Here is a 19,605-nt window from a genome sequence, read left to right as displayed (position 1 = left end):
TGTAACACGTGAAAATACAGATGATTGCCGTTGGCACCAAAATGCCAGCGTGGGTAGAAACGGGTTTTGCACAATATCAGCGCCGCTTTCCAAAAGATATGGCGCTGGAGTTAATTGAAATTCCCGCAGGCAAACGTGGTAAAAATGCAGATATTAAACGTATTTTGCATATTGAAGGCGAAAAAACCTTAGCCGCTATCCCTAAAGGCAATCGTATTGTTACGCTTGAGGTAACAGGCAAAGCGCTTGATACTCACCAATTAGCAAAAGACATGGAGAAGTGGCAACTGGATGGCCGCGATGTAAGTTTGCTAATTGGCGGCCCTGAAGGCTTAGCACCAGAATGTATAGCTGCCTCAGAGCAAAAATGGTCGTTATCAAATTTGACCCTACCACATCCATTGGTGCGTATTATTGTTGCTGAAAGTCTATATCGAGGCTGGAGCTTAAACAATAACCACCCGTATCACCGCGAGTAACATTTACTCATGCGCAAACACAGACCCACAATTAGAGACCACTCAGCAGAAGCTAACCTATTTGCTCGTCGCGCCTTTGTGGGGTTTGTATTTGTTACTATTTTAGTCGCGGTTTTACTTTCCAATTTATATACCATTCAAGTTGATGATCACCAAGATTATCAAACACGTTCTAACGACAATCGCATTAAAGTTATTCCTATTGCTCCTAACCGAGGCCTTATTTATGACCGCAATGGTGTGTTGCTCGCTGAAAATAAGCCTGTTTATAATTTAGAAGTCATTCCTGAAGACGTTGACGATCTTGATGCATCACTGTCAGCACTGACACAATTCATTGATATTTCAGAGCAACAAAAAAACGATTTTCTTGATGATATAAAGCATAACCGTCGCTTTAAGAGTCAAGTATTAAAAGCACGTTTAAACGAACAAGAAGTGGCCCGTTTTTCGGTCAATCAGCATAAATTCCCAGGGTTTAGTATCGAAGCACGTTTAGCACGCTACTACCCGTTTGCAGATACCCTAACCCATGCGTTAGGGTATGTTGCTAAACTCAATAAAAAAGAACTCGCTCAGCTCGAAGCACAAGAGCAAGGGACTAATTACCGTGCAACCCATGATATTGGTAAACTCGGTATTGAGAAATATTATGAACAACTGCTGCATGGCCAAGTTGGTTCGCAGCGGGTTGAAGTCAATAATCGTGGTCGCGTCATTCGCACCTTAAGTATGACTCCTCCGCAGCCGGGTAATGATCTTGTTCTTACTCTTGATGTTGGCTTGCAGCAAATTGCCCAACATGCACTTAAAGATATGCGTGGCGCTGTGATCGTCATGGACGCCAAAGACGGAGGCGTGTTAGCGCTGTATTCTAATCCCAGTTATGATCCGAACTTATTTGTTCACGGCATTAGCAGTAAAAACTACAAAGCCTTATTAAATCCTGACCGACCTCTAATCAATCGAACCACACAAGGGCGTTATGCGCCAGCATCGACGGTAAAACCTCACATGGCTGTTCTGGCCCTTGAAGAAGGTCTCGTTACCGAGCAAACGTCAATGTGGGATCCTGGTTTCTTCCAAATTCCGAATGTTGATCATAAGTGGCGAGATTGGAAACGTTGGGGGCATGGCCATGTTGATGTTTACAAAGCCATTGAAGAGTCGTGTGATACCTATTTTTATGATGTTTCTTATCGATTAGGGATCACCAAAATCAGTGATTTTATGGCACAGTTTGGCTACGGTGATTTAACCGGTATTGATATTCATGAAGAAACCACGGCTATTTTGCCATCAAAAGAATGGAAAGAAGGCCGTTTTAAAGAATCATGGTGGCGCGGCGATACTATCTCAGTTGGCATTGGCCAAGGTTATTGGACCGCAACTCCCCTACAAATCGCAAACGCGATGAATATATTAGTAAATCGTGGCGTTAACCACCCTCCACACTTAGTACAAGTTGTGAAAAAAGACAATGACGTCACACAGATCAATAATGAAGACAAGCCACCCGTTATTTTAAAAGATCCTCGCCATTGGCAGGTCGCATTAGATGCTATGCATAACACAGTTCAAAAAACCTCAGGTACTGCACACAGAGCATTTAAAGGAACAAATTACGATTCAGCAGGTAAAACAGGCACCGCACAAATAGTCAGTATTGCTCAAGGTGAGCGATATGATGCAAAATCCCTCAAGGAGCGTCAACGTGATAACACTATCTATGTAGGCTTTGCACCTTATGAGGATCCCAGAATCGTTGTTTCTGTTGTTCTAGAAAACAATCATGGCGGTGTGCAAATTGCTCGCCAACTAATGGATTACTACTTTGCCGCAAATCCCGTTAATCTTGCTAGGAATAACACACCATGACCAGTTTGCATGATGGCCGTTCAATCTGGATGCGCATGCATCTTGACTTGCCGCTACTGCTGGCATTGCTATTAATGATGGCAGGCAGTGTAACCGTTGTTTATAGCGCCAGTGGTCAAGACCCTGCAATGATGATCCGTCATATTACCCGTATGGGTGGCGCTGTTTTAGGTATGATTATTTTAGCGCAGTTTTCACCTGCAACCTTAAAGCGATTAGTTATTCCTTTATATTGTGCTGGATTACTGATGCTAGTTGCGGTGCTGTTCTTTGGCGTCAGCTCCAAAGGCGCTCAGCGCTGGCTAGATTTAGGTATTACCCGCTTTCAACCTGCTGAATTAATGAAAATAGCTGTGCCTATGATGGTCGCTTGGTATATTGGCCGTAATCATTTACCACCAAGAGCACTGCACTTAGTTGTTGGCTTTACCATTGTTATGGTTCCCACACTCTTGATCAAAGAACAGCCCGACTTAGGCACCTCTATCTTAATTGCCAGCTCAGGGATCTTTGTATTGTTTTTGTCTGGTTTAAGCTGGCGATTAATCGGCTTTTTGAGCGCTTTGGTTGCTTTGGCTGCGTGGCCTTTTTGGCATTATGGTATGCATGACTATCAAAAACAGCGGGTACTAACGTTGTTCAATCCAGAAAGCGATCCTCTTGGCTCTGGTTACCATATTATCCAATCAAAAATAGCTATCGGCTCTGGTGGAATTGAAGGTAAAGGTTGGCTGCAAGGCACCCAGTCACAATTAGAATTTTTACCTGAACGCCATACTGATTTTATCTTCTCAGTACTGAGTGAGGAATTTGGCCTGTTTGGTGTATGTGTTTTATTATCCATGTATTTATTTATTATTGGTCGCGGTTTGTATATCGCGGTTAATGCTCAAGATGCATTTGGTAAATTACTGGCAGGGGCACTCACGCTGACTTTTTTTGTTTATGTATTTGTAAATATTGGCATGGTATCAGGGTTACTACCTGTGGTGGGTGTACCATTGCCACTGATAAGTTATGGCGGTACGTCAATGGTCACTTTAATGGCCGGATTTGGCATTATTATGTCTATCGCAACTGATAAAAGGATGCTGTTAAAGTAATGCGCTACTGTTTAAAATTATTCAGCTGTTTGTGGTTAGTGGTTTTTTTAAGTGCCTGTAGCTCTTCAGGTATAAATCACAGTGACCGCTATAGTATGCGTCATGATTCTGCACCACTGAGAGTGCCCACTGCATTAGAAATGCAAGATGCCATAGTCACAGAGGTTAACAAAAGTGCCAGTGCTGGGCGCGCTTACACTGTTAACGGCAAAAACTATACTCCGATGCTGGATGAAACGGGTTATAGTGAAGAAGGTATCGCTTCTTGGTATGGCCGTAAATTTCATGGCTATCACACCTCAAATGGTGAAGTCTATGATATGTTTGCAATGACTGCCGCTCATAAAACGTTACCCTTGCCTAGCTTTGTAAAAGTAACCAACACCAGTAATGGCAAATCTGTTATTGTCCGTGTAAATGATCGTGGCCCATTTCATGATGACCGCTTAATCGATTTATCCTATGCAGCAGCGTATAAACTTGGTTACTATCATCATGGTACAGCCAAGGTTAAGCTTGAAGCTATTACAATGACCGATTCGACTGCGCGTTTGAGTTATATTCAAGTCGCTGCAGGAAGTACCTTAAAAAATGTTGAAGCATTAGCGTACACCTTACGCCAGCAATACCAATTACCCACTAATATTGTGGAAAAAGACGCTATTTATAGGCTGCGTTTAGGGCCAATTAAAAATGCTGAGCAAGCTCAGCAAGTACTTGAAAAACTAAAACAGGATCAATTTAAAAACGCGTTCTTGCTTTATAGTGAATAACACCTTTAGAATGAGCTAAACGCGAATCTTTAACTTTAACCATTAATGAGTATGATGAAATCTATTAAATCCAAAATTATTAGCGGTGTGTGTGGCGTAGTTTGCTCTGCTGCCGTTTTTTCTGCGACCGCCCAAATCATCCCAGCCCCGCCTCAAGTTAATGCAAAAGGTTATTTTCTTGTTGATTTTACCACTGGTAAAGTTATTGCCGAAGGTGAAGCTGATACGCGCCTAGCACCTGCCAGTTTAACTAAAATGATGACCAGCTACGTCATTGGCACCGAAATAAAAGCGGGCAATATCGCGCCAACAGATATGGTTACGGTAAGCGAAAAAGCATGGGCTAAAAACTTTCCTGAATCTTCGAAAATGTTTATCGAAGTGGGCAAGCAAATTAGTGTTAACGATTTAAACCACGGTATTATTATCCAGTCAGGTAATGATGCTTGCGTAGCAATGGCAGAACATATTGCCGGTAGCGAAAGCGCATTTGCAGACTTAATGAATGCCCATGCTGAGAAATTAGGCATGAGTAACAGCCACTTCATTAATAGCCATGGCTTAGATACCAACGAACACTTCACAACCCCTCGAGATATGGCCACCTTAGGTGCAGCACTTATTCGTGATGTGCCTGACGAGTATGCGGTTTACTCACAAAAATCATTTACTTTTAACGGCATTAAGCAATACAACCGCAACTCACTGTTATGGGATGAGAGCTTAAACGTTGATGGTATAAAAACCGGTCATACATCGGAAGCCGGTTACAGCTTAGTAAGTTCAGCGACCAAAGATGATATGCGTTTAATCGCCGTGGTTATGGGTACTTCGAGTGAACGTGCACGTAAAGTAGAAAGTAAAAAATTACTTAACTATGGTTTTCGTTTTTTTGAAACAATCACACCTTACAAAGCCGGCGACAGTTTTGCCGAGCAACGTATTTGGATGGGTAACAAAGAAAATGTATCGTTAGGCATTTTAGTTGATACGCCGATCACTATTCCACGTGGCCAACGTAAAAATTTAAAAGCCGACTTTAAACTTGATAAAGTTTTAGAGGCACCATTAGCGAAAGGCTCTACCGTAGGTACTTTATCTTTACAACTTGAAGGCGAAGTAATTGCTCAGTATCCTCTGGTAACGCTTGAAGAAGTTGAAGAAGGTAGCTTCTTTAGTAAAATTTATGATTACCTACGTTTACAAATAATGTAATACCCAAACAAAGAATATAAGCGCCTTGCAAAGCAAGGCGTTTTTTTTTGCTTTAAAGATGGTAGAATGCGCCCTATATCTAATCCGCAAATAACCTGAATACCAATTGTCTTACGTCAGCGATTAATTCAATTGCTATAAAGGTCGAGAACAGGTTATCTAATCGGTTTATTGTTTAGTAAAATAGTACTAAACGCACATAAGTATGAGGAGTCAACGTCGTGGCTACACCTGTAAAAGATACTCATTTTGATGAGTACTTAGAGTACCCTTGCCCATTTACATTTAAAATAATGGGCTTAGCAAACGTTAATTTAACTGATCAGGTTCTCACTAAGTTGCAAGTCATTGCTCCGGGTGATTACGCGCCAAAAGTTAAGCCAAGCAGTAAAGGTAACTACGAGTCAATTACACTCGTTGCAACCGTTACAAGTGGTAAGCACATTGAAGAAATCTACAACGTGATCAGTGCGCTTGATGACGTTCGTCACATGCTTTAAACCATAATTGGAGTTTGCAGTGAGCGAGAACACGTTAATCGTACGCCAGTTAGGCTGTCAGCGCTACATGACAATATGGCAAAAAATGCAAGCATTTACCGACACCCGCGATGATGCCGTTGCCGATGAAATTTGGCTCGTTGAACACCAGCCTGTTTTTACGCAAGGTCAAGCAGGTAAAGATGAGCATGTGCTAGCACCTGGCGATATCGAAGTGATCAAGGTAGACCGAGGTGGTCAAGTTACTTATCACGGTCCTGGCCAGCAAATGATGTACGTGTTGTTTAACCTGCGACGTTTAAAAATAGGCGTACGAGAGCTGGTGACTTGGCTAGAAGAATGTATTATCAACACATTGCAAGAGTATGGCATTGAGGCCTATGCTAAAGCTGATGCGCCAGGTGTCTACGTGAATGACAGCAAAATAGCTTCATTAGGTCTACGCGTTCGTCGTGGCTGCTCTTTTCATGGCCTAGCGCTAAACGTAAATATGGATTTAACGCCATTTTTACGGATCAACCCATGTGGTTATGCTGGCATGAATATGGTGCAAACAACCGACTTAAATGGCCCTGCTAATTTAGAGCAAGCAGGTAGCGGCCTTGTAAAACACATGATAAAAAAACTTAATGCAACTGCGGTTAAGTATACTGAAGGGTTTGAAAACGAATGAATAAACCAGTCAAGATGGAACCAGGGGTAAAACTACGCGACGCTGAAAAAATGGCGTTGATCCCAGTTAAAGTATTACCCACTGAAAAAAACGAAATGTTGCGCAAGCCTGAATGGCTAAAAATCCGCTTACCTAAATCAACCGAGCGTATTGATGGTATTAAACAAGCCATGCGTAAACATGGCCTGCATTCAGTATGTGAAGAGGCTTCATGCCCTAACCTATCAGAGTGTTTTAACCACGGTACAGCAACTTTTATGATTTTAGGCGCAATTTGTACTCGTCGTTGCCCATTTTGTGATGTTGCCCATGGCCGTCCGTTAACACCAGACGCCGCAGAGCCTGAAAAGTTGGCTCTTACTATTCGCGATATGAAGTTAAGCTATGTAGTGATCACCTCAGTGGATCGTGATGATCTGCGTGATGGCGGCGCACAACATTTTGCTGATTGTATTCGTGAAATTCGTAAGTATAACCCAAAAATCACCATTGAAATTTTAGTGCCTGATTTTCGTGGTCGCATGGACCGAGCGCTTGAAATCTTAATAGAAACGCCACCAGATGTATTCAATCATAACCTAGAAACAGCACCGCGTTTATATAAACTTGCGCGCCCAGGTGCTGACTATAAATGGTCATTAGAATTACTACGTCGCTTTAAAGAAGCACACCCTGAAGTGAAAACTAAATCAGGTCTAATGGTTGGTCTTGGCGAAGAAATTAGCGAAATCGAAGAAGTACTGCGTGATTTACGCGCGCATAATGTCGATATGCTAACGGTTGGCCAATACCTACAGCCATCAAAGCATCACTTACCGGTAAAACGCTACGTGCCACCAGCAGAGTTTGACGCGCTTAAAGAGTACGCTGATGAAATTGGCTTTACTCATGCCGCCTCAGGCCCATTTGTTCGTTCAAGCTACCATGCTGATCAACAAGCTGCGGGTAAAGAAGTTGTGAATTTCAATCCTTCTAGCAACTAAACAATGATACTTTGTACTACAACGATATTTTGTACTGCAAGGAAGAGTAAAGATGTCACACGGAATACCTAAAATTAGTGAATTTCCTTGTGACGATCGTTATTGGAGGGTCGATTGGTTTGGCGCTATTGAACGCAACCCAAACGTACCCTCTGAGCCTTTCTTACAAATCGTAATAAGCCCTCTCATTCAAAATGAAAGCATACACTCCACAGCCAAACACCTAGCCTCCACTCATGTTACAAATTATGATGAGCAGACAGTTATAAGAATTGGTGTTGGACAGCTTCCATTTATATCTATAGGTTCAATTTGGTTAAATGGCCAATGCCAAGCTGCAAAGGCAGGTCAAACGAAGCTTTTACATATTCATATCAACGAACATACAACTAAGTACATCTCTGGTAATCACAAAATCGAAGAGAAAAACCTCGTACCCTACGAAGCCTATCGTATGGGAAAAGGTTTTATGGCTAACCTTATGGCCATCGAACATGATAAAGACCCCTATGGAATACTCATTCCTGTGATGGAATTAATCCGCTTCTATTACGCTGTTTCAACAGATATGTCACATATCGTTTTTTCTGGCGATTTAAAACATCAACCTCAAGATGTAATTAATACTAAAAAATGTGGCTTTGATGAAGGCGAAAAACGCTGCATACTGCATCTAAGACAATACCTTTCGGACGAAGATGGTTGGATAATAGGTAGAGCACTCATATGTATAGAGGCTTGGTTAGGCTTTACGCTGCCACACGACACCATAATGAAACACTCTTTGAATACTAAGCTTCTTCACCCTCAGAGTGCGTTTCCTTTCTCAGGTTCAAGCAACTTAAAAGTCAGAGGTAAGTTCATTCCTGCTAAAGATGAATTATCAAAAAGTGGCTGGCGATATTTAGTATTAGGCATAACGCACTGTACAGCGCCATTTCCATTTGAGCATCTTACGGCTGATAGAGACAATAACAACAATCAAGCTGAGGGAGAAAATAAAATCAATGATGGTGACAAAAAACCAGCGTACCCTCAGCATAAAACGTCAAATGCCGATAAGCCTTTTCAAAGTCAAAATGAGCCAAATAAAAATAAAACTAATGAGCATGTGCTCTTACCGACCGACAGGTTTGGCGCAATCATGGGCAAAAAGGTCGATAGATCTAAAAAAGATCAATGTCGTTACATAAGTGCACTACGATATGCACCAAAAGAAGATGAACCAAAATACCTTGGCACTGGACAAAGTAATTCTGGTGATCCAAAGATCGGGCGAGGCCACGCAAACCAAACTCGCACACGTCGTCAAGCACTGCCAGCAAGCTTTGAAGCATTTGAAGAAGCAATCCAGCTACTCACTCGAGTTGAGGGCGTAAAAGCCCGTCTGCGACCAATAGAAGAAGCTATTGAGTATATCCCACTTACAAAGTCTGCAAACAAAAGGCAGTGGTCGTATTTGGACTCAAATACCCGATGCAGACGACAAGTAACTATTGCAGATATTCACTACCAAAACCGGTGGTATACGCTGATTGAATTTGAGATGCGTAACAAGGAAAACTTTAGTGTTGCATTAGTTAATGATGAAAACTATGAGTACTGTTCTAATCAGAGACTAAACAATTTATTGCATCAGCTTTCAATGCAAAAAGGCATCTGGTTGAATATTCGGTCCGTACCTAAAACGTCCATTACTACTATGAAGCATACATGGTCAAGACCACTAGATTTTAAGTCCTCAATATTCGGGCGATTAACATAATTAATTGGCTATTCTCACCCTATTAAAGGTAGAAGAGTATGCCCCTGTAGAAAAATGAGCTCTTCATAAATGATTTTCTAAAAGAAGGAAGTAATTTAAATATTACAGCGTGGATTTCGAAAAACGCTCTGAACATATGTTCGCTATTTGCGCAAAAAAACAAAAAGTGGGAATATAACACCTACTATTAATGGATAATTAACAAGGAATGATCTATGTATGCAATGCCAACTCGCCCCCAAAACCCGTCCGCGCAGGATTTACAGCTTTACAACTTTGAATTACTTGCTCGGACACATTATCAGAAACTTTTAAGCCTAAACCCTAATTGTAAAAGTACAAAAAATGCCATGGCTAAGGATATGGTTCACTTAGAAAAGGAAAGAGATAAAATCTTAAAACCTGCAGAAGCTCGTGCTATTTTAGCATCTTACAGGGAAAAAGCAGAAGGTATGAGTGTAGAGGAAAAAATGGGAGAGAAGTATCGACCAACAACTACCCTTCAAAAAAATCTAAGGGCTGCAGGAGAGTTAAAGCCTTCAGCAAGCCATGATGCCCATCACATAATATGCTGTAAAGGGCGTTGGGATCAAGCTGCAGTGATGAGGGCAAGACTGAACTTACATATTAATGGAATAGGAATCAATGATGCCAAGAATGGTGTTTGGCTTTTTAGTAGCAGTAGCCGTAAGCAGCATGACTGGGCCACCCCTGATGCCCCTGCACATAAGGCTATACATACAAAAAAATATGAAACTTGGCTCGGTGAAAACTTAGGGCGAAAAGAGCTTAGAATGAATAGAACTTTATTTATAAACGAGTTAAGAATTACCAAAATTTTAATTAAAGATGGTAATTTTCCCACTTTAGGATAATAGTGATGACAGTATATAAGATTAACTCTAAGAATGACCAAGGTGATATTTTAGATTTTGACCCTTACTCCATGTATCAATCATTAAAAAGCTATACAGACACTGCCGAAGCTGATTTTATGATTAAAATTTTTGATTTACATGCTAATAATGATTCTATTCTTAATATATGGCCTGATATTATGTCTGTTAAATCATTGTCTCCTATGTATGAAAATATTGATATATATATTCAAGGCGGCTTTTTAATTTTATCAAAAGAGGCTTATGATTACCTATACCACTTTTTAAATGAGTATGGTGAGTTCCTTAAAATTGAAGTAAATGGCTTAGAAATGGCACTTTTTAACTTACATGTTTTTGGGCTTGAGGATTTAGATAATTGTATTGAAGATTACTCAAAAGGTATAAGGAGTGGTTTTAAAAGCTTTTCATTTGTTGATTCAGATATAAATGAAAAGCTGTTATTTAAATCTAAGTTGTTAGATGGAATAGGGCTATTTTGTGGTGAAAAATTTAAACGATTAGTTGAACTAAAAGATTTTAATGGCATTGAATTTAAAAAAATAAATTAATCCACTTCATCTAATATGATTAGCTTCGTATTTGTTGCTCCTGTATACGTACTTTCATCCGTATACAGGAGCTGGAGCTGTTCGCACTCAAAACAAAGAAAGGGGTCTGGGGTCTGGACTCTGCCAAGCTTCTATTTCTATGTGTATTTCACAAGCTGGGCATTTCATATTAAATATCCTTAGATAAATTTGCTACCGTTTGTGTACTTAATTTTTATATTATTCTCACAAATATACTAAATACGCTTATTCAAAATTTTCTAATGGTTTAAATATACGAAGTAAATATCTATCTTCACAATACATTTCTTGATCCAAGGCTCTATTAAAACAGTATTCGATGACTCTTGAACTAATAGGTAGTTTGTATTGTATATCTTTTTGACCATCTTTCTCGAAAATTCGGTGATAAGGATGCCCACAACTTACAACATCATTAAGCATTTCAACATAAATAGAGGATAGCTTAAGTTGATTAATGCTTTTTTGTAATGATTCAAATATAGCTAAACCTGTTTTATCTAAATCCCCCCAATAAATGACAGAAGGTTTGGTTATTATAGTTTTTAAATCGGCCTGTGATTCATTATCTGAAGGACAGGCAATTATGAAATTATTATTAATCTTTTCGGAAAAATTTTCTAACGTTAACCCGTAACCATATGACGAAATTATTAAAGTATCATACTTTTGTGCATATTGCCTTAGATAGCTAAATACGCGAGGATTCTCTACAAATAAAACCTGTGATGCATCTGCTTTACCCGCAGTTAAAATATAATAATTTGCTTTATCCTGGGGTAACGAGATTTCTAAATCTTTAACTAACCGTGACATGTTATTCAGGACTTTTGAACTACCAAGTAGCTGACGAGCACTAAAAATATATCGATCATGTATATGTGTATCTTCTGACTCTTTAATTGCCAACAAACTTTTTAAAAGTATCACTGTGTCATGTTCATTTAGACCGTTAAAGTATTTATGGTGTTTGACAAATACATCACGGATATATTGATCATCAGTTACTTCATCAATGATACCCTCAACCAGCTTTCGACTATCAGACACAGGATGAAGGCTGATATCGGTCCAACCAACTTTTTTAACAGGAATACCGCGAACGTTTATTCCAGTTATGATTCCCGCTTTTGATAAGTGTAATAATGCTTGCTGTATATCGATTGAACTTAAGTTCGTTTTACTCATTAGTCGCTTAATTAAAGTTCCTGGGTTAAGCAGTCTGGTACCAGGATCGCCAATAAACTTAACTAAGTGAACTTTAATTACATCTAGTGCTTCAGGCATCATTCCGTTCCGGTTCTAGTTGCAATGTCATTGATGCCATTTGAGTATTTTCATCCGGCTTTATTTGATTAGCATGTAACAATACGCCTTTTCGGTTTGCTGGAGATATATTGTAAAAGCGAGGGAATATATCAAAGTTGTTCTTGTAATATGGGTTATGCAGCCAGCCTATAATCTGAAATTCATCCTTAATATTCATTACTGTCTCCAATGAATCGTTAATCATTTTTCTATCCGACAAATTGGAAAATAATCCGTCAATAAGCACTACTTTATCCGCAATTAGGCTCCGTTTTACACGATTGACAGTGCTGGTGTTGTTTACTCGCTCTGAATTAAATGCTGCTAATTTTACCAATAGCAGTAAACCAATTGCAGCTTTTTGCCCAACTGAAAACATTTCAGATAATGGAACCAATCTATCCGCTGTTAATCTTGGATGAACAACTTTGATAGAAGGAAGATTATTATTTTTATCATCGCTACCTATAAAAACTGAACGATTGAATTCTAATTTCAGTTTCTCTTGTAATTGTGCGATATGCTGACTTTCAGTTTTGCTGACTAACCTATTTTCGGCGTTTATTAAATCACTTTGAAAGCGCTCTTCCTCAATTCTCACTGAGGTTATCATTTTATCAATTTGATCCTGTATTTGTTCATCAGAGATAACGTTTGAGTCAAGTATAAACCCGGCTTGACCGCTGCCTTTACCTAAAGAATATTTCATTAACTTTAAGTTTTCTTTCAATGTGTTAGTAAGTAATACCATATTATTTGCTAATGTCTGTTTTTGATTTTTAACGTCTTCCGCAGTCCGTTCTACTATTTTTTCCTTATCAATGGCCGTTTGCTCGATATGTGGCTTTAACTTATTTACTGCTAATATAATACGGCTAATGTCGTCATGAATTAGTTCCTGGCGCTCAGCATCACGAATGACTTTATCCTTCTCAAGATTACTTTTTATAGTACTTACAATGTTTTTTTGTTTGCTATTGATAGTATTTTTGAGAACTGATATTTCTTCATATGCAACTTTCAAACCTAAGCCTTCAATTGCATCAAAAAGATTAAGATATAACTCCGCAGTCTGCTCAAGATCTCTTGTCTGATCTTCTCTAATCTCAGCTTCAATATTGATGGCATACTTAGTGAACGAATTTAACTCTGTATCTTCAAATGTTATTTCTAGCTCTGTTTGTAAGCAGGACGTTAATTCTGCAACCAGGTGATGCATACGCATGAATTTCACATATTCCTCTTGATATTCCTTAGCCTTGATAGTTTTATCTGGAATTTTTTCCTGATTACTCTCTATATCATCAGTTATCTTTTGTATAAGGTCATCGTTATTTATAATAGTTTCATTAATAGACTGAATTTTGCTAATTAATGTAACGTTATAATTTTCATCACCTTTTATATCAACGTATGCCTGTGCTTGTTCAAAATTAAACTTTAATTTACGTTCTAATAGGCGTTTTTCTTCAAATAACTTATATTTCTCACTTGTATAGGATTGATCAAATACAGGACCAGCCTCCTTCACAAACAAAGCGGCCTGCATTAATGGTGTTTTCCACTCTGAGTATTTACCATTAGCCCGAGTATAGTTTTCAGATAAATCTGATACTTTTTGAGAAAGCTTCCTGCATTCTATTCCTTCATTCTCTACATGTTGACTAAGTGATTTTATTTTGGGTTTAATTTCGGCTAACTTTCTACCTAGAGAGTTTATTACAGATAACCCCCCCTTATAAACAAACAACTGAGCACTAGCTAAACGAGCATAACACTGTATTTCTTTATTATTGAGTACAACAACTTCAGCTTTGAGTTGTTCCTGCTTCGACTCAATGTCGTTTAAATCGATTTCAATTTGTTTTAACTTGTCTATACCTCCTAAAGCAATAAACCTTATAGAATTTTGAAAACGTGCTATGTTTTTGTCAGTTAAAACACTATTTAACTCATCTCTCTCCACAGCTAACCCTATTAACAAGGTTTCAGTATCAATCAGTTGTTCAATAGTTGAATTTAATTTTTCATCACCACCTATTTGCTCGTAGTACTTCGCAATTTTAATTAAAAGAAACTCTCTAGAGGCTTTTATATTGTTTAAGCGCTCATATTCCTTAGCGGTTTCATCTACACGCTCACTACAGGAGATAATTTTCCTTGGTGTATCTTGGCGAAATGCTTGTTTTACACGTTGCAGCCATATGTATTGATCACTTTCTGGCGAGATTGCTTGTATTGCAATTTCAGTATCATTTATTTCTTGTTTTAATTCGCTTATTCGTACCTCTAATCGCAACAATAACTCAGGTAGATAATTACTATCTTTAAGAACTTTTACATGAAGAGATTCATACGATAGTAACGCAGAAGTACTGTTGTTATCTTTGCAGTATGCAATGAGTTTTTCACGATAAAACACAGGGTAATCCATTCCTGCATCAATAAGGTGCTCTAGCATTTCAGTAGCTTGTACATCAGTGTCAACAACAGGTGCGTGAAGAACACTAGAGAACTCAGCAAGAACTTTGGCTAATTGTTTTTCCGTTAAACCCATTCCAAATATCACTTGATGTACAGTTTCGCCTGAAAACTCTAATTCAGAGAGGATTTGATTAACAAGATTGCTTGGTGTTATTTCACCGTTTTCTTTCAGATGTTGGTATTGCGTATTAAGTGATATTAACTCTTGCTTTTTTCGCCCTAAAATTGCAGCTTTATTTCTGTATTCAGTATTTATCTGAGTAATTACCGAATCAATATCCTTGTCATATTTGCTTTCAAATTGTTCAATAGCAGATTGTAAATCAAACTGTTCGCTCCATTCTTTATCCAGTTCAAACAATTGGGCTTTGACTTCACTCAACTTATTCTCAATGCAGTTTTCAATAGCACCTATACCTACACCAGGAAATAGGCTACCAAAGTAATCCTTTACAACACCAAAAAATTTACTCGCTGCTGGCAATCTATTTAATTCTTCATCAAGTTGCGCCTTAACTGTTTCGTGTTTGCTTATTAGTGCAGTCAGCTCGTTTTTTCTTGTTTGTTTATTGGTTAAAAATTGTTGTGGATTATCACATTTGAATTTGCTAGTCACAAAATGATAATCATCTACAACTAATTCTAACTGTTCAAGTTTGTTAGCAAGAGTTTGATAAAATTGTTTTACAGCGTCCAATTCGTGATTTTTTGCCTCCATCTCCTTTTTAAGGTTATCCTGGAGGTTTTCGGTAGTAGCTAGTTCGCTATCCGAATAATATTCTTTAACAGCATCGTAATCATTTTGTTTAGAGATCATCTCGTTCAATTTCACTTGCTGACTTTCAGCCTCTTGACCGAAGTTAGTTAAAGTCCCCCTATCTGTATCAAGCTGATCACTCCTATCATTTAACTCTTTTTCTAACTCTTCTTTTTTAGCCTTTAATTCACTTGATATTTTTTCTAATTCTTCAAGCTGAGAGGAGTAATTTTCTAACTCTCCGAACATATTTTTTGCAACATTATAGTGCTCCCGAAACGGTGACAATGCAGCGTTTCTGTTATGAAGTGCTTCATATCGACCATCATTATCATCTTTGCTTTTTTCGATGGTTACAAACGTTGCTGTAGGTGTTTCAAGCTCTCCTTTTGTAAAGTCAGATGATTCACACATTGCGATATAAGCTTGTTCATTTAACTCATATTTTTCAATACTGTCTTGAAGTGCTTTTCGCTGCATTCCAAGTTGCTTATTTTCTTCCTGTAATTCTTTTTGCTCTAGTTTTTGCTTCTCAATATGACCTTTAAACTGACATAGCTCGTCGTATACAGGATTAGGAGATGGGAGTTTATTTCTAATATCGAAGGCATAATTTATCGAACGGCGTAAATGTTCCTTCCCACCTTCAATAATAATGCGATTCTCTCCAATTAAATCCATTAATATTTTTACATCTGCTTGCGTGTAGTAACTGTTTTGCTTACCTCTCGGATCTCTGGTATTTTTTAAATTCCTAGATATTTCAATGGCCTGCTCTGTTTTTATCTTTTTTAGAAAAACTCCTTTTTCCTGCAATAATTTGTTAATGCTCGAAACGCTTGATGTTAAATATTGTGCCAATGCCATATCACTGATTAACCATTCACCTTCATGGTAAGAAAGTTGGTTAGCAATTGAATTCTTACTTACTTGATTACCTTCTAAAGGCTCACAATCAATAGGAGCGACCAATCTTTCAAGAGGATCTTTGCAAGTAATGCGATTAATCATTGCTAATTGATGGTTAAGCAGGTTTATTTGTTTATGAAGCTGAGCTTCATCATATTGGTAATCTTCGATCAATGTATTAGCTTCAGACAGCCAATCAAATAAATCGTTATAAGCGTCTCTATCTTGCTCAGCCTTTTCCTGTTTGATTTCAACGGCTATAACCTTGCGAGATGACTTAACCAATGTATCAACAAAGTGCTTTTCATCTTCTTCAGCAAAGCTTCCCATTACATCCATTAATAGGTGTGGAGCTATATGCTCATAAAAAAAAGATGTACTGAATTCTTCTCCTTTAGGGTGAGAATTTTGCAGTGAAAAGAAATTTCCAGTGCCATCTCCCCCGCCTGATTTTTGATAATTCAATTGCTGTTGAAGAAAGCCCATGTCGAACAACAAACTTATTGCTTCAATGTACTCACTACGATTACGGTTTTGGTAACCTTTTTGATTTTTAAGTACTTCTTTGAATTGCTTATCTGTAACTAATTCGATTTTTTTGCTTTCATCTTCATTTTGAATAAAGGCAACAGGACAATCAGACAACTTTCCCTGATAAAGGTAAAATGTAATATCTTTGTCATAACACCCATATAACCCCATCACATAATGCTCGACACCGCTTTCGAAAAGCTCTCTTCCTGTTGTTATTTGTTGTTTTACTTCAATACGAACATGACTAGAGATCCCTTTTTTCGATGGTGCAAGCAACCTCTTAGTCTCTGCATGTAGAGTTCTATCTCTTGTTAATATGGTAAATATAGCATTACACAGACGTGTTTTTCCTCGCCCATTATCAACACGCCCGATTGCATTTTCGCCATCAAAATCCAAGCATAGGTGTGGCCAATGTGCTTTCCATGCAGGATCCCAAGGATCTACTCGTTCAGTGTTAAGGAAGTTAGATACCTCTACCTTAGTGATTAATGCCATTAGTTACTCCGAAAATGATTTAATATTGTTGGTACTTGGCAAGGTAAGTACCAATGAGGCATTACGATAAAAGTTTCTCGCTATATCAACAGCCGACCAAAGTGTTTGGGTATATATGTACTTTTCCGACTCTTGAAAATTAAACCCAGCTTCTTTAGCTGTAAGCTTTTCTAAGACGTTAAAGCGCTCCATTGCAGAGAAAAAACGAGATACGCGCTTACTAATATCAGTTACTTTGGCATCAGTAAGTACATCTGCTATAGTTTTCTGTTCATCATCGGAAGATTCTTCAGTCCTCATTCCTTCAATTCCCTCAATTACACGAGTTGTGAAATCATCCTGCGAAATCCATGAATCTTTGAAAGTACTAATTGCTTGGATCGGCCGATTTTCTTGGGTATATAACGCATACAGCAGATGAAGATAAAGATAGGATGTCCATACCACTGAAATGTATTTGTTTTCGTTACGTGCGCCATCTTTGACGGCATCCCACAATTCTTTAGTACGAAGATGTGTTGGGAGTATTTCAGTATCAGAGTGGCTAGGTATCAATACGAAAGCATTACCATGATCACCTAAGTTATATGCTTGAGCATCTAATATTTCTAATTTAAGTTGTTGTGAATAAAGAAAAGATTGAAGATCTGATATTGAATCAATATTTCTCTCCAATAATGCTCCAATATACCTTTCGTCACTTCCAATATTTTTGGCTTTATAACTTCTAGCAATTCGTTTTTTAAGTAGAAAACTATAAGTGTGCCCGATTTCTTCCAGTGTCATATTATATTCCCTATAGATAGCGTAACATCAGATAGCAATATTTTGCTGCCATTGGCCAGAGTCAGCGAGTGTTGACAGTCACTATTAACCCGAACAGTGATATCTTCAACCAACTTCTGTTCATCGAAGCTTGTAGTAAATAGGTCATAAATATCATCCATTTCTGACAAATTCTGATTTTGATTAAAATGATTAAAATGATTAATCAACCAATGTAATTGTTTTGGCCCTGATTCAAGGTGTGTTAATAACTCCTTGTGATTCTGCTCAACCCAAGTGAATATCGGATCGTTACCATCGTCAAAATCTACAGAGATGACTTTTGGTGTATCGTCTCTATTAGGAAGCACTAATGCACCTGAAAAATCGATAACAGAATGAATGTGATGGGGTAGCTGCCAACCGAAATGAGAATTTGTCCAGTCCAGTAAGACTTCTTCACTAATTGTTGATTTAGCGAAGTTAGCAGCCTGACTACTAAAATCAATTACTCCTAACCTATAGTCGCGTGGTTTTTGCAAGATATTAATTAGTTGACTAAAATTTCGACTAAGCGCTTCAATCGCTGCTATTAATTCATTTATATGAGCAAGCAAACGCCTAGTTGTAACTTCTGTCTCAGGGTTTGTGTTTTGCAAGTGCTCTATATCTGCTCTAGCTTCGTCACTTGAGAGCATAAGTATGGCCGCTCTTGCTGCCTCCTGCGACAAAGAAAGTGTTTCTTGATAGACACGTCTACGATTCAAATAAGATTCGGTTAGTTCATCATAATCAGATGACTCATACATTCGAGTAATTTCTTCGTTTAGTGAGCGAAACATCACAACGTTACTTTCTACTAATGAAGGTATTCTATGGAATTCTCTCGTTTTTATTGCCCTAACGATCTTTTCTACTTCCTTATCTTCAAACATCCAATCTTTGAAGTAACTTGTAACTCTATAAAGAAGTCTTGAAGCAGTTGTTAACCTTACCCTCTCAGACCGGATTTGATAATCTAACAGCTTGGTAAGCTTACGTGTTGAATTCGTTTGCCCATTTTCAATATCATAAAAAAACTCACTATCTTGAGCTAAAAACTTAGCTGTTAATTTCAATTCATCAATCTCTATTGAAATATAGTTGGCATTTAACTGCTGACATATTAAATCAAGGCTAATATATCCTGTATCTCCAGAAACCGTTCTTTCAGCTAAAACTTCCAGTAACTTCTGAGCCATGTAAATATACTTACCATTGAGTTGCTTAGTCGCAATTGGTTGAAGTGCACCAGAATGTTTCGTGTAGCTAGTACTTTGCAATTGCACTATTCGTGACGTTGCCGCGCAAATTGCAATGAAAGGGTTGTCAGTATCAAAATTTAGCATCACGTATAGCGTTTTACTATGGGTATAAAAATTGTACGATCTTATAACCTATCTGTAAAGTACCCGTAGCATTTTACTATGTATAATGTTTATAATGTCGCGTAATCATTTAATTTGGTATC

General features: G+C 38.2%; 15 protein-coding genes. 11 read left to right on the top strand and 4 right to left on the bottom strand.

Annotated elements, in window-relative coordinates:
• The first annotated feature begins 8 nt into the window (after positions 1 to 8).
• From rlmH to J7338_RS12595, 11 genes are all read left to right on the top strand, one after another.
• The gene (gene rlmH, locus J7338_RS12645; protein WP_145240546.1) at positions 9 to 479 is read left to right on the top strand and encodes a 23S rRNA (pseudouridine(1915)-N(3))-methyltransferase RlmH; all 471 of its coding nucleotides are present in this window, start codon (positions 9 to 11) and stop codon (positions 477 to 479) included.
• A gap of 9 nt (positions 480 to 488) precedes the next feature.
• Complete coding sequence (mrdA, locus tag J7338_RS12640) at positions 489 to 2,357, top strand: penicillin-binding protein 2 (protein ID WP_210797408.1); 1,869 nt, start codon at positions 489 to 491, stop codon at positions 2,355 to 2,357.
• Positions 2,354 to 3,460, top strand: coding sequence for a rod shape-determining protein RodA (gene rodA / locus J7338_RS12635; RefSeq protein WP_210797407.1), 1,107 nt, complete (start codon positions 2,354 to 2,356; stop codon positions 3,458 to 3,460). The genes mrdA and rodA overlap by 4 nt, the downstream gene beginning before the upstream one ends.
• Positions 3,460 to 4,233 (top strand): septal ring lytic transglycosylase RlpA family protein, encoded by a 774-nt coding sequence (locus J7338_RS12630; protein WP_210797406.1) that lies wholly within the window; start codon positions 3,460 to 3,462, stop codon positions 4,231 to 4,233. Before rodA ends, J7338_RS12630 begins: the two co-directional genes overlap by 1 nt.
• Positions 4,234 to 4,287: 54 nt before the next feature.
• Entirely contained in the window at positions 4,288 to 5,448 is a 1,161-nt protein-coding gene (locus tag J7338_RS12625; protein WP_149980736.1) for a serine hydrolase, read from the top strand.
• A 221-nt stretch (positions 5,449 to 5,669) separates the two neighbouring features.
• A complete protein-coding gene (gene ybeD, locus J7338_RS12620; RefSeq protein WP_210797405.1) occupies positions 5,670 to 5,948 on the top strand; it encodes a DUF493 family protein YbeD in 279 nt (92 codons plus the stop codon).
• 19 nt (positions 5,949 to 5,967) lie between these two features.
• Positions 5,968 to 6,621 (top strand): lipoyl(octanoyl) transferase LipB, encoded by a 654-nt coding sequence (gene lipB, locus J7338_RS12615; protein WP_210797404.1) that lies wholly within the window; start codon positions 5,968 to 5,970, stop codon positions 6,619 to 6,621.
• The gene (gene lipA / locus J7338_RS12610) at positions 6,618 to 7,604 is read left to right on the top strand and encodes a lipoyl synthase (RefSeq protein ID WP_210797403.1); all 987 of its coding nucleotides are present in this window, start codon (positions 6,618 to 6,620) and stop codon (positions 7,602 to 7,604) included. Before lipB ends, lipA begins: the two co-directional genes overlap by 4 nt.
• 52 nt (positions 7,605 to 7,656) lie before the next feature.
• Positions 7,657 to 9,369, top strand: a complete 1,713-nt coding sequence (locus J7338_RS12605) for a hypothetical protein (protein ID WP_210797402.1) — start codon at positions 7,657 to 7,659, stop codon at positions 9,367 to 9,369.
• A 215-nt stretch (positions 9,370 to 9,584) separates the two neighbouring features.
• Positions 9,585 to 10,244: an AHH domain-containing protein gene (locus J7338_RS12600; protein WP_210797401.1), complete on the top strand. Its 660-nt coding sequence runs from the start codon at positions 9,585 to 9,587 to the stop codon at positions 10,242 to 10,244.
• 5 nt (positions 10,245 to 10,249) lie between these two features.
• The gene (locus J7338_RS12595) at positions 10,250 to 10,819 is read left to right on the top strand and encodes a hypothetical protein (protein ID WP_210797400.1); all 570 of its coding nucleotides are present in this window, start codon (positions 10,250 to 10,252) and stop codon (positions 10,817 to 10,819) included.
• Positions 10,820 to 11,065: 246 nt separating this feature from the next.
• On the opposite strand, the gene J7338_RS12590 is transcribed toward J7338_RS12595, so the two are convergent.
• Genes J7338_RS12590 through J7338_RS12575 form a run of 4 tightly spaced genes read right to left on the bottom strand, consistent with a single transcriptional unit; the run spans position 11,066 to position 19,336 of the window.
• Positions 11,066 to 12,130: a Wadjet anti-phage system protein JetD domain-containing protein gene (locus J7338_RS12590; RefSeq protein WP_210797399.1), complete on the bottom strand. Its 1,065-nt coding sequence runs from the start codon at positions 12,128 to 12,130 to the stop codon at positions 11,066 to 11,068.
• Entirely contained in the window at positions 12,120 to 17,330 is a 5,211-nt protein-coding gene (locus tag J7338_RS12585; protein ID WP_210797398.1) for a coiled-coil domain-containing protein, read from the bottom strand. Before J7338_RS12585 ends, J7338_RS12590 begins: the two co-directional genes overlap by 11 nt.
• Positions 17,331 to 17,333: 3 nt before the next feature.
• A complete protein-coding gene (locus tag J7338_RS12580; protein ID WP_210797397.1) occupies positions 17,334 to 18,116 on the bottom strand; it encodes a hypothetical protein in 783 nt (260 codons plus the stop codon).
• Positions 18,113 to 19,336, bottom strand: a complete 1,224-nt coding sequence (locus J7338_RS12575; RefSeq protein WP_210797396.1) for a hypothetical protein — start codon at positions 19,334 to 19,336, stop codon at positions 18,113 to 18,115. Before J7338_RS12575 ends, J7338_RS12580 begins: the two co-directional genes overlap by 4 nt.
• Positions 19,337 to 19,605 lie beyond the last annotated feature (269 nt).

Origin of the sequence: Pseudoalteromonas ostreae (assembly GCF_018069805.1) — a bacterium.
Lineage (GTDB): Bacteria > Pseudomonadota > Gammaproteobacteria > Enterobacterales > Alteromonadaceae > Pseudoalteromonas > Pseudoalteromonas ostreae.
The sequence above is the reverse complement of the archived record's forward strand: the minus strand, read 5'-3'. Positions and strand labels throughout refer to the sequence as shown.

What these genes read in the sequence shown, in the direction of transcription:
- mrdA (WP_210797408.1), top strand. Translation starts at nt 489, where the DNA reads ATGCGCAAACACAGACCCACAATTAGAGACCACTCAGCAGAAGCTAAC.
- rodA (WP_210797407.1), top strand. Translation starts at nt 2,354, where the DNA reads ATGACCAGTTTGCATGATGGCCGTTCAATCTGGATGCGCATGCATCTT.
- J7338_RS12630 (WP_210797406.1), top strand. Translation starts at nt 3,460, where the DNA reads ATGCGCTACTGTTTAAAATTATTCAGCTGTTTGTGGTTAGTGGTTTTT.
- J7338_RS12625 (WP_149980736.1), top strand. Translation starts at nt 4,288, where the DNA reads ATGAAATCTATTAAATCCAAAATTATTAGCGGTGTGTGTGGCGTAGTT.
- lipA (WP_210797403.1), top strand. Translation starts at nt 6,618, where the DNA reads ATGAATAAACCAGTCAAGATGGAACCAGGGGTAAAACTACGCGACGCT.
- J7338_RS12605 (WP_210797402.1), top strand. Translation starts at nt 7,657, where the DNA reads ATGTCACACGGAATACCTAAAATTAGTGAATTTCCTTGTGACGATCGT.
- J7338_RS12600 (WP_210797401.1), top strand. Translation starts at nt 9,585, where the DNA reads ATGTATGCAATGCCAACTCGCCCCCAAAACCCGTCCGCGCAGGATTTA.
- J7338_RS12595 (WP_210797400.1), top strand. Translation starts at nt 10,250, where the DNA reads ATGACAGTATATAAGATTAACTCTAAGAATGACCAAGGTGATATTTTA.
- J7338_RS12590 (WP_210797399.1), bottom strand. Translation starts at nt 12,130, where the DNA reads ATGATGCCTGAAGCACTAGATGTAATTAAAGTTCACTTAGTTAAGTTT.
- J7338_RS12585 (WP_210797398.1), bottom strand. Translation starts at nt 17,330, where the DNA reads ATGGCATTAATCACTAAGGTAGAGGTATCTAACTTCCTTAACACTGAA.
- J7338_RS12580 (WP_210797397.1), bottom strand. Translation starts at nt 18,116, where the DNA reads ATGACACTGGAAGAAATCGGGCACACTTATAGTTTTCTACTTAAAAAA.
- J7338_RS12575 (WP_210797396.1), bottom strand. Translation starts at nt 19,336, where the DNA reads ATGGCTCAGAAGTTACTGGAAGTTTTAGCTGAAAGAACGGTTTCTGGA.